The sequence below is a fragment of the Rhizobium sp. R711 genome, assembly GCF_002211365.1.
Classification (GTDB): Bacteria; Pseudomonadota; Alphaproteobacteria; order Rhizobiales; family Rhizobiaceae; genus Rhizobium.
Genome location: NZ_LOKZ01000015.1, coordinates 1 through 13,605 on the forward strand (window position 1 = coordinate 1; position 13,605 = coordinate 13,605).

15 protein-coding genes and 1 tRNA gene are annotated in these 13,605 nt (G+C 60.2%); 8 read left to right on the plus strand and 8 right to left on the minus strand.

Annotated features, from left to right (window positions below; genetic code table 11):
• A partial coding sequence (locus tag ATY80_RS16215) for an aminotransferase class I/II-fold pyridoxal phosphate-dependent enzyme (RefSeq protein WP_141105566.1) occupies positions 1–263 on the plus strand: 263 nt, incomplete at its 5' end.
• A gap of 34 nt (positions 264–297) precedes the next feature.
• Here the strand turns inward: ATY80_RS16215 and dxr are convergent.
• The gene (dxr, locus tag ATY80_RS16220; RefSeq protein ID WP_088693407.1) at positions 298–1,491 is read right to left on the minus strand and encodes a 1-deoxy-D-xylulose-5-phosphate reductoisomerase; all 1,194 of its coding nucleotides are present in this window, start codon (positions 1,489–1,491) and stop codon (positions 298–300) included.
• Positions 1,492–1,689: 198 nt separating this feature from the next.
• Between dxr and ATY80_RS16225 the strand changes: the two genes are divergently transcribed.
• Entirely contained in the window at positions 1,690–1,956 is a 267-nt protein-coding gene (locus tag ATY80_RS16225; protein ID WP_088693408.1) for a BON domain-containing protein, read from the plus strand.
• 7 nt (positions 1,957–1,963) lie between these two features.
• Here the strand turns inward: ATY80_RS16225 and ATY80_RS28990 are convergent, their stop codons facing one another.
• Entirely contained in the window at positions 1,964–2,119 is a 156-nt protein-coding gene (locus tag ATY80_RS28990; protein ID WP_189637181.1) for a hypothetical protein, read from the minus strand.
• A 164-nt stretch (positions 2,120–2,283) separates the two neighbouring features.
• Here ATY80_RS28990 and ATY80_RS16230 point away from each other — a divergent pair, with 164 nt between their 5' ends.
• Positions 2,284–2,928 (plus strand): ThuA domain-containing protein, encoded by a 645-nt coding sequence (locus tag ATY80_RS16230; protein ID WP_088693409.1) that lies wholly within the window; start codon positions 2,284–2,286, stop codon positions 2,926–2,928.
• Here ATY80_RS16230 and ATY80_RS16235 read toward each other — a convergent pair.
• Entirely contained in the window at positions 2,925–4,559 is a 1,635-nt protein-coding gene (locus tag ATY80_RS16235) for a phosphoethanolamine--lipid A transferase (RefSeq protein ID WP_088693410.1), read from the minus strand. The two genes, ATY80_RS16230 and ATY80_RS16235, sit on opposite strands and share 4 nt — an antisense overlap.
• 159 nt (positions 4,560–4,718) lie before the next feature.
• Complete coding sequence (locus ATY80_RS16240; RefSeq protein ID WP_088693478.1) at positions 4,719–5,750, minus strand: LacI family DNA-binding transcriptional regulator; 1,032 nt, start codon at positions 5,748–5,750, stop codon at positions 4,719–4,721.
• Positions 5,751–5,893: 143 nt separating this feature from the next.
• On the opposite strand from ATY80_RS16240, the gene ATY80_RS16245 reads away from it, so the two are divergent.
• Genes ATY80_RS16245 through ATY80_RS16260 form a run of 4 tightly spaced genes read left to right on the plus strand, consistent with a single transcriptional unit; the run spans position 5,894 to position 9,393 of the window.
• Entirely contained in the window at positions 5,894–6,982 is a 1,089-nt protein-coding gene (locus ATY80_RS16245; protein WP_088693411.1) for a fatty acid desaturase family protein, read from the plus strand.
• A 34-nt stretch (positions 6,983–7,016) separates the two neighbouring features.
• Positions 7,017–7,331, plus strand: coding sequence for a MocE family 2Fe-2S type ferredoxin (locus tag ATY80_RS16250; protein WP_088693412.1), 315 nt, complete (start codon positions 7,017–7,019; stop codon positions 7,329–7,331).
• A 10-nt stretch (positions 7,332–7,341) separates the two neighbouring features.
• A complete protein-coding gene (locus ATY80_RS16255; protein ID WP_088693413.1) occupies positions 7,342–8,565 on the plus strand; it encodes an FAD-dependent oxidoreductase in 1,224 nt (407 codons plus the stop codon).
• Positions 8,566–8,595: 30 nt separating this feature from the next.
• Positions 8,596–9,393 (plus strand): 3-methyl-2-oxobutanoate hydroxymethyltransferase, encoded by a 798-nt coding sequence (locus tag ATY80_RS16260; protein ID WP_088693414.1) that lies wholly within the window; start codon positions 8,596–8,598, stop codon positions 9,391–9,393.
• A 48-nt stretch (positions 9,394–9,441) separates the two neighbouring features.
• Here the strand turns inward: ATY80_RS16260 and ATY80_RS16265 are convergent, their stop codons facing one another.
• The 4 genes from ATY80_RS16265 to ATY80_RS16285 all read right to left on the minus strand — a co-directional run bounded on the left by ATY80_RS16265 (position 9,442) and on the right by ATY80_RS16285 (position 12,318).
• The gene (locus ATY80_RS16265; RefSeq protein WP_088693415.1) at positions 9,442–9,795 is read right to left on the minus strand and encodes an acid shock protein; all 354 of its coding nucleotides are present in this window, start codon (positions 9,793–9,795) and stop codon (positions 9,442–9,444) included.
• A 580-nt stretch (positions 9,796–10,375) separates the two neighbouring features.
• On the minus strand, positions 10,376–10,729 hold the full coding sequence (locus tag ATY80_RS16275) for a hypothetical protein (protein WP_088693417.1): 354 nt from the start codon (positions 10,727–10,729) through the stop codon (positions 10,376–10,378).
• Positions 10,730–11,003: 274 nt separating this feature from the next.
• Positions 11,004–11,080: transfer RNA gene (locus ATY80_RS16280), tRNA-Arg, on the minus strand.
• Positions 11,081–11,154: 74 nt separating this feature from the next.
• Positions 11,155–12,318, minus strand: a complete 1,164-nt coding sequence (locus ATY80_RS16285; RefSeq protein ID WP_088693418.1) for a M20 aminoacylase family protein — start codon at positions 12,316–12,318, stop codon at positions 11,155–11,157.
• A gap of 156 nt (positions 12,319–12,474) precedes the next feature.
• On the opposite strand from ATY80_RS16285, the gene ATY80_RS16290 reads away from it, so the two are divergent.
• Positions 12,475–13,602: a D-alanyl-D-alanine carboxypeptidase family protein gene (locus ATY80_RS16290; RefSeq protein ID WP_088693419.1), complete on the plus strand. Its 1,128-nt coding sequence runs from the start codon at positions 12,475–12,477 to the stop codon at positions 13,600–13,602.
• Positions 13,603–13,605: the final 3 nt, after the last annotated feature.

Consider the following 13,605-nt stretch of genomic DNA (forward strand, 5'->3'; position numbering starts at 1 on the left):
GCGGCATTCCGCATATGCCGAACCCGAGCCATATTGTCCCGGTCATGGTCGGCGATGCCGCCAAGTGCAAGTGGATCTCCGATCTGCTCATCGACAATTGCGGTGTCTACGTGCAGCCGATCAACTACCCGACGGTGCCGAAGAAGACCGAGCGGCTGCGCATCACCCCGACGCCGCTGCACAGCGATGCCGACATCGAGCATCTCGTCGACGCCCTACATTCGCTCTGGTCGCGCTGCGCGCTCGCGCGGCACGTGGCCTAAAGAGCCGTTATCCGGGAAAAGCGAGGGGCCGCCGTTAGGCGGCCTTTTCGTTGACGGTTACCAGTTCGGCAGCGAGCCTGCGGGCCTCCGCATCGGCAGCAAAGACGTCGTCCATCGTCTTCGCTTCGCCAGTTGCAATCATCTTATCCATGATCGCTTCGGCAATGTCTGCCATGGCCAGGAAGCCGATCCGTTCTTCGACGAAGGCGTGAAACGCAACTTCCTCGGCCGCATTCATGATGGCGCCCTGCAGGCCGCCCCGTTCCAGCGCGGTGCGCGCCAGTCTCAGCGCCGGGAAACGCGCTTCATCCGGCGCCTCGAAGTCGAGGCGCGAGAGCTTGGCGAAATCCAGCCGCTCGACGTTCAGCTTCGTCCGGCGCGGATAGTCGAGCGCGTAGCCGATCGCCGTCCGCATGTCGGGGCTGCCGAGCTGGGCGATGATCGATCCATCCGTGTAGCCGACCATGGAGTGAATGATCGATTGCGGATGCACGATCACTTCGATCTGGTCCGGGCGAACATTGAAGAGGTGCTTCGCCTCAATCATCTCCAGCGCCTTGTTGAACATCGAGGCACTCCCGACCGAGATCTTCAACCCCATCGACCAGTTGGGATGTGCACGCGCCGTCGCCGCGGTCACGTTCGCCATGTCGGCACGCGACCAAGTGCGGAATGGGCCACCCGAAGCCGTCAGAATGATCCGTTCGACAGCGTGCCGCTGATCTTCGTCAAGAGATTGAAAGATCGCGCTATGTTCGCTGTCGACCGGGATCAGCCGCCCACCGCCCTTTGCCACGGCATCGATGAAGAGATCGCCGGCGGAAACCAGACATTCCTTGTTGGCAAGCGCGATCGTGGCGCCCTTGCGGGCAGCGGCCAGCGTCGGCGCCAGTCCGGCGGTACCAACGATGGCGGCCATCACCCAATCCGCATCGAGGTCAGCTGCTTCCGCTAGGCCCGATACGCCGGCGGCGACCGCGATGCCGCTGCCAGACAGTTCTTCCTTCAGCGAGTGATACTTGCCGTCGCTAGCCGTGACCGCAAGCTTGGCGCCGGCAGACTTCGCCTGCTGCGCCAGAAGCTGGACGTTCTCATTGCCGGTGACTACAGCGATCTCGTAGCGGTCCCGCCCGCCCAGTTGGTCGACAACGTCGAGCGTGTTTTGTCCGATCGAGCCGGTTGAGCCAAAAATGCTGAGGCGCCTGGGCGCCCTTTCGCCTGCCATCATCGGTGATTTCGCCAAAACTCTTGCATTGGCTCTGCCTGTACAGGGGATTGAAATGAGCGGCAAGTGTGCGCCGCAGCAGAAATCCAGCGATCCGCCAGCGCGGTCGCCCCTGCATCGGATGTCGGGGATGCCTCGGAGTGCGGCGCGAAACCAATCGGCCAATCGCCGCGTTTTGCAGTTGAGACAGGAGGAAGGCAAATGGTTTTCAAGCAACCGACGTTCTACGGCGAACCTTTCGAGCCCGAGACCGGCGCTGACAAGGACGCCGCGCTTGAGGAGGCCGTGGCGAATGCTCTGGCTGTGGCTGGTGGGATCGATGCTGCGGACGTGAAGGTCACGCTCGAAGATCATACCATCGTGCTGACGGGCATGGTTGCCACGCCAGCCGAGATCGAGCGTGCAACCGCCGTCGCGCAGGCTATCGCGGGGACGAGACCCGTGCGCAATGATATTGAAGTGGCGTAATTATCCCTCAGCCGGCAAAGCGTTCCATTTGGAAGGCTGCGATCCTGTCCGTCTTTGGCGTGGTGATCGGCCCCGTCGATTTAAAGGCGGTTGCAAGTAACAAGCCGCTGACGATGAGATATGCGAATACAAGCAACGTCAATTTCACGCGCATGGCAAGCACTCCGCTCTTTCCGTCGAACGCCTTGTAGGTCGGAAAAGTTCCGCCTTCCGATCGCCGACAGAAAATGTGATTGGCAAAGGCTTGCGCTGGTATGTGGCGTCGGTCTTGTCGTAAGGAGAGTTGGCTGTCTCGGCGGCCCAGTGTGTGCGGCAAGGGAGGCGCTAATGCGCAAAGCGATCATCGTCTGGGGCGGCTGGATCGGCCACGAACCCGAGGAGTGTGCTCACCGCGTTGCGGAGTTGTTGCGAGAGGATGATTTTGCCGTCGAGGTGACTGGCGATCTTGGCATCTTCGGCTCAGCTGTGATCGCCAACGCGGATCTGCTTGTGCCTGTCATAACCGGTGAGAAAATCGAGAAGGCGCACGCGGATGCGTTGGTGTCGGCAGTGCGTGGCGGTCTCGGCCTCGGTGGGCATCATGGCGCGCTTGCGACCTCGTTCAAGGAGAGTGCACCCTTCCGATATGTCTGCGGGGTCACGTGGGTCGCCCATCCCGGCAATATCATCGATTTCCGTGTCAAGGTCACCCGCCAGGACGATCCTGTAATGGAGGCGATTCCCGACTTCGACTATCGGTCCGAGCAATACTACCTCCACTATGATCCTTCCGTCGAAATCCTGGCGACGACGAGTTTTTCCGGAGAGTATGATGCGGCTGCCCGCAACGTCACAATGCCGGTCGCCTTCAAGCGCCAATTCGGGCAGGGGCGTGTCTTCTACTGCGCTCTCGGTCACGTCGCGAGCGAGTTCGATCACCCCTACATGCGCCTCATTCTTCGCCGCGGCCTTTCCTGGGCGGCGCGCTCCTAGGGGCCAGGAGGTCCGGCCCGTTTGCAGCCGGCGAAAACATCGAGCTTCGGTTCATAGACGGATGTCACCACGTTCATCATTCCCAGTACGCTGTGGAACAGGTTGTCGTGGGATGTCGGATCGTTCGTCGACTGGGCAAGGCACGCCTTATCGAGAGCCATCGACGCGGTGAAATCCGGATCCAGCCAGAGGAGGAAGGGCACGTGCTTCTGCTCCTCGGGGGCGAGGAAATATGGAGCGCCATGAAGATAAAGGCCCTTCTCGCCGAGCGATTCGCCGTGGTCTGACATATAGATCAGTCCGGCCGCGATCTTGTCGCTACGTGCCTTGAGCCTATCGATGACCGTGGAAAGGAAGTGGTCAGTATAGAGGATCGAGTTGTCGTACGCGTTGACGATCTCGTTGTCCTTGCAATTGGAAAGCTCCGCTGTCTCGCACTCAGGAGTGAATTTTCGGAACTCCTTGGGATAGCGTAGATGATAAGCGGGGCCGTGACTGCCGATCTGATGGAGTACAAGGACGCTATCCTTGCTCACGCCGTTCAACCAATCGTCGAGCCTGTCGAGAAAAATTCCGTCCTGGCACTCGCCGTTCCGGCAGAAGCGCGGGTCGGTTGAATTTGCCAGGTCCACGTAGGGGATCCGCGCCGCGGCGCCCTTGCTTCCGGTATTGTTGTCAAACCAGGTCACATCGATGCCCGCATGGGCGAGCACATCCATCAAGCCCTCGTTCTGCGACCCCTTGGCGTGTGTGTAGCTGGCGCGCGTGAAGGGCGAGAACATGCAGGGTATCGATGTGGCAGTCGCCGTGCCGCAACTCGTCGTATGCGGGAAATAGAGAACGTTCCGCTTTTGAAGCTCCGGGTTGGTATTGCGACCGTAGTCGCCAAGCGAGAAATTCATCGCCCGCGCCGTTTCGCCGGCAACGATGATCGTGACCCGTGGTTTGTTCAAGGACATGACCGGAACGACCTTGGCGTCGGTACCAACGGGCCTGACGACGGATCTGGCTTCCTTGCCCGCCTGAACGAAATATCGTGTGGCGCTGACGATTGGCGTAACCGGGTTCAGGCTCTTCACTATATCGCGGTGCTGGCGGATTGCTGCGGCATAGTCCTTGGAATAGGCGCCTGCGACAGCACCAAATATCAACAGACAGCCGATGATCGTCACGCTGTTCCACAAGAGCTTTTTCAGGATGGGACGATGGACGACCCTGACCCATAAGATCAGTGCCGTCGGGATGGCCGAAAACAATACGATGTGCAGAAAAAAGCCGGGTGTGATCAGGTGGTTGGCCTCGGCAGGCGTCGTCTCCATGGCGTTTCTAATCATGTCGGGATCGACAAGGACGCCAAAGGAATCCGTGAACCAGGCAGCAAGCGAAGCCGCAAGAACTAGGAAAATCAGCACCGGCTTGATAACGTACTTTGCCGAGAAAGCCGTGACGAACGCGATGAACAGAACGGAGATTGCGAGGTAGAGGGCGGCAACCGCTATCGGCGCCGCGGCGAGATTGGCGTGAACCTTGCCCCAGAACGTCCGATTCAGGAACAGGACCAGATAGAGACCGGTGATTGCCGATAGCGAAACACTACCGATGCTGGGGCGGTATATGGATTGCTTTTTCAATTTATGCGACCGCTTCGATGCCTGCAGGTTCAGGTCTTCGCAGCGGTTCGGGACTCTACGTTCACCGCAGCAGGCAGGTTAGTGTGTTACAAAACTGACACGGGCCTGAACCGGTGGCAACAGGCCGCTCGCCTGATGCTAGAAGGTCGTCGGGAGCCGTTAGATGTTCTCTGAGGTGTAGATGTCGAAAGGCAGGAACGACTGCCCCGGGACGGCGTCGCTTTCTGACCCTATGGATGCGGTCATCAGGGCAATCAACTCGTTGCAGAGGCTCTTGACGGGTGTTGCGATCGCCATGGTCACCACATCGTCGGCGAGTGCTGCGCGCGAGTCCGGTGTCAGTTCATTGACGACCACGGCAAGCTTGCCTGCGAGGCCTTCTTCGCGGACAGCGGAGATCGCACCTTCCATGCCGCCGCCGCAGACATAGAAGCCGACGAGGTCGGGATGCTGCTTGAGCAGGTTGATGGTGGCCTCGTGCGTGATCTCCGGGGTCTCGAGGTTTATCAGTGTTTCGAGAACCTCGAAATCTGGCGCATTCTCGCGAAAATACGAGCGAAAGCCGATCTCGCGCAGTTCATGCCCGTGATAGCGATGGCTGCCGACAAAGCAGGCGACCTTGCCCGGTCTCTTGGAGGCCTTCGCGATCATCCACGCGGCCGTGCGGCCGACCTTTCGATTGTTCAACCCGACGTAGCCCTGGCGGACGCCACTGGCGAGATCGGACAGGATGGAAAAGGCGGCGATGCCCCTGGCTTTCAGGTCTTCAACCTCGGCCGTGACGGCAGGATAGTCCGGACCGACCAATGCAATCGCCTGATTGCGGCTGGCAAGCAGCTTCAACTTTTCAATGATCGCTGCAGGAGTAGACGCGGTCGCATATTCGATCTGGGCGGTGAGGCGAGATGATGTGTTGGAGTTAGCCGCCTGCTCGATTTCGCGGGCAAGCGTTTGATAGAACGACTGCGTCGGACGCTGCAGAAGAAAGCCCAGCCGGTAATGCGGGAGATCTTGAAATACTCTCTGCCTGAGCAGGCCGACCGCATGATAGCCGATCGAGGCGGCCGCGTTATAGACGCGCCTGGCCGTCTCCTCGCGCACGCGATGACGTCCGTTCAGAACGCGATCGACCGTTGCAACGCTAACGCCGGAAGCATTCGCCAGATCCTGTATCGTTGGTCGCTTCACCATTTCGCCCTTGCAAGAATCAATCATTGTGATGTGGCCGCAATGATGGGTTTTGATAGATTACATCAAGGCTGCATTGTCGCTTGATGAAAGTCAACATATTCTCGACTGGACAGGCCGAGAGGGATGGCATGCGGGAGGTTGCGATGGCGGATCATACGAAGAAGCGAGACTACAGCCTGCTCGGCGAAAGCGGCCGGACGGCCGTCGACACGGGGCTGGCGGCGGCGGAGTGGTATCACACGGAGGTCCCGCGCAAAGAGATGAAGGCGCTGATGCAACGTTCCGATGCGCCGGCCGTTCGCGATACGATCATCTGGCTCGGCGCAATGATCGTCCTTGCCGGGCTTGGCGTCTACTTCTGGGGCTCCTGGCTGTGTGTGCCCTTCCTTCTTGCCTATGGGGTGCTTTACGGTTCGGCATCCGATAGCCGTTGGCATGAGTGCGGTCACGGCACGGCCTTCAAGACGCGCTGGATGAACGGCGCCGTCTACCAGATCGCCAGCTTCATGATCATGCGTAATCCAGTCACCTGGCGCTGGAGCCATACGCGTCATCACACCGACACGGTGATCGTCGGCCGGGATCGCGAGATTGCCGTGATGCGCCCGCCGGATCTGCTGCGACTGATCCTGAACTTCTTCGGCGTTCTCGATGTCTGGCACGCGATGGTCGACATGCTGCGCAATGCCTTCGGTGTCATCAGTGCCGAAGAGAAGACCTTCATCCCTGAGATGGAGCAGCCGCGCGCGATCCTCGTCGCCCGTATCTGGCTTGCTATCTATGTCGTCACGATCGCCGCTGCGATTGCGATGGGGACCATCCTGCCGCTGGTGCTGATCGGTCTACCGCGGCTCTATGGCGCATGGCACCACGTGCTGACCGGTCTGCTGCAACATGGCGGTCTTGCGGACAACGTCATCGACCATCGGCTGAACAGTCGCACGGTTCACATGAACCCCGTCAGCCGCTTTATTTACTGGAACATGAACTACCACGTCGAGCATCACATGTTTCCGATGGTGCCCTATCACGCGCTGCCGCGCCTGCACGCAATGATCAAGCACGATCTGCCAACTGCGAACCCGTCGATCTGGTCCGGTTATCGCGAGATGCTCCCGGCATTCCTGCGCCAGCTGCGCAATGAGGACTATTTCCTGAAACGCGAGTTGCCGGCGACGGCACGGCCCTATCGTGAGGAATTCCACGCCGAACTTGCGCCGGCCGCCCAATAGCGCAGCACAAATCACGAAGTTCTGGGAGGACATGATGAGCGGAAATTGGATCGAAGTCTGTGCGGTCGAGGACATCGACGAGGAAGATGTCATGCGGTTCGACCATCAAGGCAGGACGTTTGCGGTCTATCGCAGCCCCGACGACCAGTTTTTCGCAACGGACGGGCTTTGCACGCACGAGCAGGTCCATCTGGCCGACGGCCTTGTCATGGACGAGATCATCGAGTGTCCGAAGCATAATGGCCGCTTCAACTACAAGACAGGTCAGGCCAAGGGGGCGCCGGTCTGCGTCAACCTCAATACCTATCCCGTGAAGGTCGAAGGCGGCGCCGTCTTCATTTCGATCTGAGGAGCCCGTCATGACCCATTTCGTGATCATCGGAGCAGGGGAATGCGGCGCACGCACGGCGTTTGCCTTGCGCGAAAAGGGGTTTGACGGCGAGATCACGCTGATCGGAAACGAAACTCTCGCACCCTACGAGCGGCCGCCGCTTTCGAAGACGGCCGAGGAAGGGACGGGGCCGAAATTCATCGCCGAGCCGCAGAGATATGCTGCAGGCGGCGTCAGCCTCATGACAGGCGTGACGGTTCAAGGCGTTGATCCCGCTACAAAGGCCGTTACGCTTTCCGATGGCCGTACCATTGCCTATGACAAGCTTTTGTTCGCGACCGGTGCCCGCGCGCGGGCGTTTCCCGGGATTGCCGAGGATAGCCAGCATATCCGTCTGCTGCGTACCCATGCCGACGCGGTCGCACTTCGGAAGGCGATGGTGCCCGGAAAGCATATCGTGATCGTTGGCGGCGGTTTTATCGGCCTGGAACTTGCCGCGACGGCACGTGGGCTCGGAACTGACGTGACGGTTCTCGAAGGCCTTGAACGCGTGTTGAAGCGCGGCGTGCCGGAGGAGGTCGCAGGCGTGATCTGCGAACGGCATTCGCTCGAGGGCGTCGATATCCGCTGCGGCGTGGCAATCACCGCGATTGCCGAAGACGACGAAAGAGCCATCATTCAACTGGCTGACGGCAGCACGGTCAGCGCCGATCTCGTGCTCGTCGGAATTGGCGCCACGCCCAATGCGGAGCTTGCTGCTCGTGCCGGACTTCAAATCGACAATGGCATCGCCGTCGATGAGTGCCTCCGCACTTCCGCGCCCGATATCTACGCGGCAGGCGACTGCTGCTCTTTCCCGCTGGCGATCTATGGCGGCCGGCGTGTCCGGCTCGAATCCTGGCGAAATGCGCAGGAGCAAGGAGCCCTGGCCGCAGCCAACATGATGGGGCTTGGCGAAACTGTTTCCGCCGTGCCCTGGTTTTGGTCCGATCAGTACGACGTAACCCTGCAGATCGCTGGCTTGGCGGAGGGTGCCGTCCAGCATTTGCGCCGAGACCTCGGCGAGGGCGCTTTCATTCTCTTTCATCTCGATCAGGCCGGCAGGCTGCTTGCGGCCAGCGGCATCGGTCGCGGCAACGCGGTTGCCCGCGATATCCGGCTTGCCGAAAAGCTGATTGCGGCGCGGGCGCATCCGGATCCGGCGGCGCTGGTTGCAAGCAGCGTCAAATTGAAATCCCTCCTGGCCGCCTGACCGGCGACCCCTATTCTCAAGGTATTAGCGATGGGTAAACAAGTGCGTCCGACTGTGCATGACCTCCTGGCAATGAAGGGCAAGCGGCAGCTCAGCATGCTGCGCGTTGTGTCGCTTGAAGAGGCCGAAGCGGCCGAGGCTGCCGGCATCGACCTGATTTCCGTTCCGCCTGAACTCCTCTTCGATCCGCGATTTCGCGATGCCGCCCCCGGGCGCTTCGCCATCCCAGGCGGCGAGTATGGTCAGAGCGGCGCCACCACCGGCGAGATCCTGCGCTCGGCCGTGAAAATGCGGGCAGCTTCCGCGGACGCCGTCTATTGTGCCGCAAGCCTGCAGACGATCCGGCGGTTGCGTGACGAGTATATTCCGGTCTGTGGACACACTGGGCTTATTCCCTCGCACTCCACATGGACCGGCGGTTTTCGCGCGGTCGGCAAAACGGCCGAAGCCGCGGCTTTCGTCTACAAGCAGGTGAAGGATCTGGAGGCCGCAGGCGCGTTCAGCGCGGAGATCGAGGTCGTGCCGGCCGAAGTGGCCACGGCGATATCGGAGCGGACCTCAATGCTGATGATCTCAATGGGCGCCGGCAGCGGATGCGATGCCCAATATCTCTTCTCCGAGGATGTGCTGGGCCTTAACCGTGGGCACTATCCGCGCCACGCCAAGGTCTATCGCAACCTTGCGGCGGAATATGACCGCATCCAGGCCGAACGGATCGCCGCATTCCGCGAATATGCGGCCGACATCGAAAGCGGTGCCTATCCGCAGGAGCGCCATCGCGTGCTTGTGGATGCCGAGGAGCTGGAGACGTTTCTGACAAGGCTTTAGGGCGGCGCGTGGCCGGGAACAATTCCCGGCCACGCGCCGCCCGAGCGACTAGCTGCAGACGCGAACGCTTTCCGTGTGCCAGCCGCCATCATAGGCGTTACGAACGTCGCGGTCCTCAAACCAGCAGCGTGGCGGCGGCGGCGGAGGTGGAGGCGGCGGATCGATATAGCGTGGCCCGCTGTTGTTGTTGACAATCGCGCCGCCGATGAGGCCGCCGATCACGCCGGCAGCCAAGCCGCCCGCAATCGCAGCGCCATTATTATGGTGGTGATGTCTGCGCGGGGGCGGCGCATCGTCGTAATATGGTTGACGCCATTCTTGAGCCGCAGCCGTTTCGGCCACGGCAAGGACGCTGCTGGCCGCTATCGCTGCGGTGACCACGGACAAGACCAGTTTCTTCATTGTGCCTCCGTCGAGGTTAACCCCCCTCGCCGATCGCACGAATTGCATGTTCGTGCTTAACGTTCGATGAACGACATTGCACAGAGCAGCGCCAGCCGGCAAGCTGCGTAGACTGGGACTTCTTGAGCCGCTGGTGTGCTGGTGATTCAGACGTGATTCGAACGCGTGATCCTCTTCGCCGCCGAACTACCCATCATTATTCAAAGCAAGCCCGCTCGACATTGGTGCCTAATCGCCCATCCCGAGCCTGCCAAACTGACCTCTGCGCGGCCGCGTCGGGGCCGAAGGCCACGCAGCTCGACTTGGGGCTGCGGGCGTGGCGCCCTCGCTAGGGACCAACGCAAGGACCAAGGCGATGCCATAAAAAAGAGTGTGATGCCTTGTGTCGCCAAAGCGGGCAGTGGGATAGCGATAAACTTCGGCAGGAAAACCGGCGTCAGAAGCACCCATATGAGGTATTGCGGCCATCCTATGTCTCGAAGACGGCTTGAGAGCAGGTAGAGCAAACCGATGACGGTGATTGCTGTCATCGCAATCGCGGCAATGACATAAAGCATCTCAAAAAACGAGCGCCGGGCCGTCAGCTGGCAGTTTCAGTATCTCCCATTGCCATCTCGATTGCGCTCTCTATGGCCATGCCGTGCAGTTTTTCTATCCCGCCTACGGTCGGTTTGCGACCGCTTGCGGCGATCTGCCTTAATGCTTCGTCCTGGCCCCTCAACATGAGCGGCATGTTTTTGCCTTGAAACGGGATGCTTGCCGCATTTCCTTGACCATGGGTAGGTCGTGACGCCATCAGTTGGCGGGCTGCTTTGTCTTGCTCAGTCATGATGAGGCGCTCGATTTGGGGCTTTAAGAAATCGAAGCCAAACAGCACTACGATCAAGATGGCATAACGGACGCGTCCAAGCTTAGATTGGCCGAAAATCGTCATGAACGGAAGACGCCACTCGCCTTAAGGCTGTGGATGTTGTACCCTAAAGGTTGAATAATATACTAAAATCGCCGCATTTCCCGGCCTGAAAGCTGGAGTGATTTGCCTCCCCAGAGACAAGTCCTAGCGAATTAGTTGCAGTTACGAACACGCGACCATTTGAGGAGCGGTGGGTTGGTGTTGTGGGCCGCAAACCATTCACGCCGCCGACAACCACCCAGCCGCACGAACGTGGCTCTGATTGGAAAATCGAAGATAAGTCTTTTGAAAAGACTGGTGATCCCGACGCGATTCGAACGCGTGACCCTCAGATTAGGAATCTGATGCTCTATCCTGCTGAGCTACGGGACCACTTGAGCGTCATGCATACAAAAGGCTTGGCCGGAAGCCAAGCTCTTTTGCATGTGTTTGGATAAAGTCGGATTTCAGGCGCCGAGGCGCTGTTCCGCGAGTCGCACCCAATAGGAAATGCCGTGGGCGATGGTTTCGTCGTTGAAATCGTAGGCCGGGTTGTGCAGGCCCGCCGTATCGCCATTGCCGATGAAGATGAATGCGCCGGGACGGGCGTTGAGCATATAGGAGAAGTCCTCACCGCCCATCATCGGGTCTATCTCGGCGTTGACGTTGCCGACGCCCGCGATCTCGCCGGCGATGCGCACCGCATGGCCGGTTTCCGTCGCGTGATTGTAGGTGACCGGGTAGTTCCGGTTGAAGTCGATATCGACTTCGGCGCCGTGGGCTGCGACCAGGCCGTTGACGACCCGCTTCAATCGGGTTTCGGCAAGATTGCGTACCTCTTCGTCGAGCGTGCGCACCGTGCCGGCGATCGTCGCGTCGTTTGGAATGACATTGTGCGCGAAGCCGGCGTTGAACTTGGTGACCGAGACGACGACCGAGCGCAGTGGATCCACACTTCGCGAGGCGATGAGCTGCAGGTTGCTGACGATCTGCGCGCCGATGGCGATCGGGTCGATCGTGCGGTGCGGCTGTGCAGCGTGGCCGCCGCGGCCTTTGATGGTGATGGTGAATTCGTCGGTGGCGGCCATGATCGCACCACTGCGGATGGCAAAATGCCCGACCGGAAGGCCCGGCAGGTTATGCATACCGTAGACCTCTTCGATGCCGAAGCGCTCCATCATGCCGTCCTTGACCATCAGGTTGCCGCCGCCGCCGCCCTCCTCGGCCGGCTGGAAGATGACCGCGATATTGCCGTTGAAGTTGCGCGTTTCTGCCAGATATTTCGCCGCGCCGAGCAGCATGGCTGTATGGCCGTCGTGGCCGCAGGCATGCATCTTGCCCGGGGTCGTCGAAGCCCAGGGCTTGCCGGTGATTTCCGTGAGCGGCAGCGCGTCCATGTCGGCGCGCAGGCCGATGGTGCGGGTGCCTTCGCCATTGCCCTTAATCAGGCCGACAACGCCTGTTCTGCCGATGCCGGTGACGATCTCATCTATGCCGAATTCCTTGAGTTTCTCGGCCACGAAGGCAGCGGTGTTCTCGACCGCGAAGAGAAGTTCGGGGCGCGCATGGATATGCCGGCGCCACTCTGTCACCTCGTCCTGAAGTTCGGCGGCTCTGTTCAAAATCGGCATGTCAGCTTCCTGTCGTGAAATCGAAACGGGGACAGCACCGGGTCGCGGGGACACGATGCCGCAGAAATAACTTAGTCAAGGCCCTTTGCCATGTCATGGCCATATACGTTAAATAGGGGAAACTTTCGAGACCTCCGGACATCTTAAGGACGAACCGTGTCGACGCGTCAGAATCGCTTGCTTGCCGTCTTGCGGCCGCTTTCAATCGCAGCTTCCGCAGCCGCCATCGCTCTCTCGGCCACTGCCCAAGCCTATGCGAACCCGCATATCCTGGTGGATGTGCAGAGCGGCCGCGTGCTGGAGCATGAGGAAGCGTACCGCAAGTGGTATCCGGCTTCGCTCACCAAGCTGATGACCGTCTACACCGTCTTCGACGCGGTTCGCGCCGGCCAGATCAGCCTCGATACCCCCATTGTCATGAGCAAGCGGGCGGCTGCCCAGCCGCCGGCGAAGATGTATTTCAAGCCGGGACAGAAGCTGACGCTCGACAGCGCGCTGAAGATCCTGATGGTCAAGTCGGCAAACGACATCGCCGTTGCCGTTGCAGAAGCTGTCGGCGGTACGCAGGAAGCCTTTGTGCTGAAGATGAACGCCGAGGCTGCGAAGCTCGGCATGGCGGACTCGCATTTCGTCAATCCGAACGGCCTGCCTGGCAAGGGCCAGTACACGACGGCGCGCGATCTCGCGGTTCTTTCCGTCGCGCTGCGTCGCGAGTTCCCGCAATATGCCGGCTATTTCTCGCTTGAGGGCATCACGACCGGCGCCAAGAACGTACCAAGCATCAACGTCCTGATCGGCCGCTTCGCCGGCGCCGACGGTATGAAGACCGGCTTCATTTGCGCTTCGGGCTTCAACCAGATTGCTTCGGCGACGCGCAACGGTCGTACCTTGATATCCGTCGTGCTCGGCACCGACAGCCTCGCGGCGCGCGCGGATGCCTCCGCCGACCTGCTGCAGAAGGGTTTCACCTCGCAGTTTGCCGCGCCCGATACGCTCAGTTCATTGCGACCCTATGGGCCGGGTCAGGATCAGGTCGCCGACATCACCGCCGATATCTGCAGCGCCAAGGGTGCCAAGGTGCGCAGCGAGACACGCGACGAAGTCGGCCGGATGAAGGTTCAGTCGCCCTATATTCAGGAAATGGACCACGAGCCGAATTTCGTCTTCGCGGGGCTCATTCCGGGCCAGAACGAACCACAGCCGGATAAGCTGGCGACTGCCGACACCGCGGGAACGGTCGCCAATGTGCCGGTGCCGCTGCCGCGTCCGGCCACCTCCTTTTAAGGT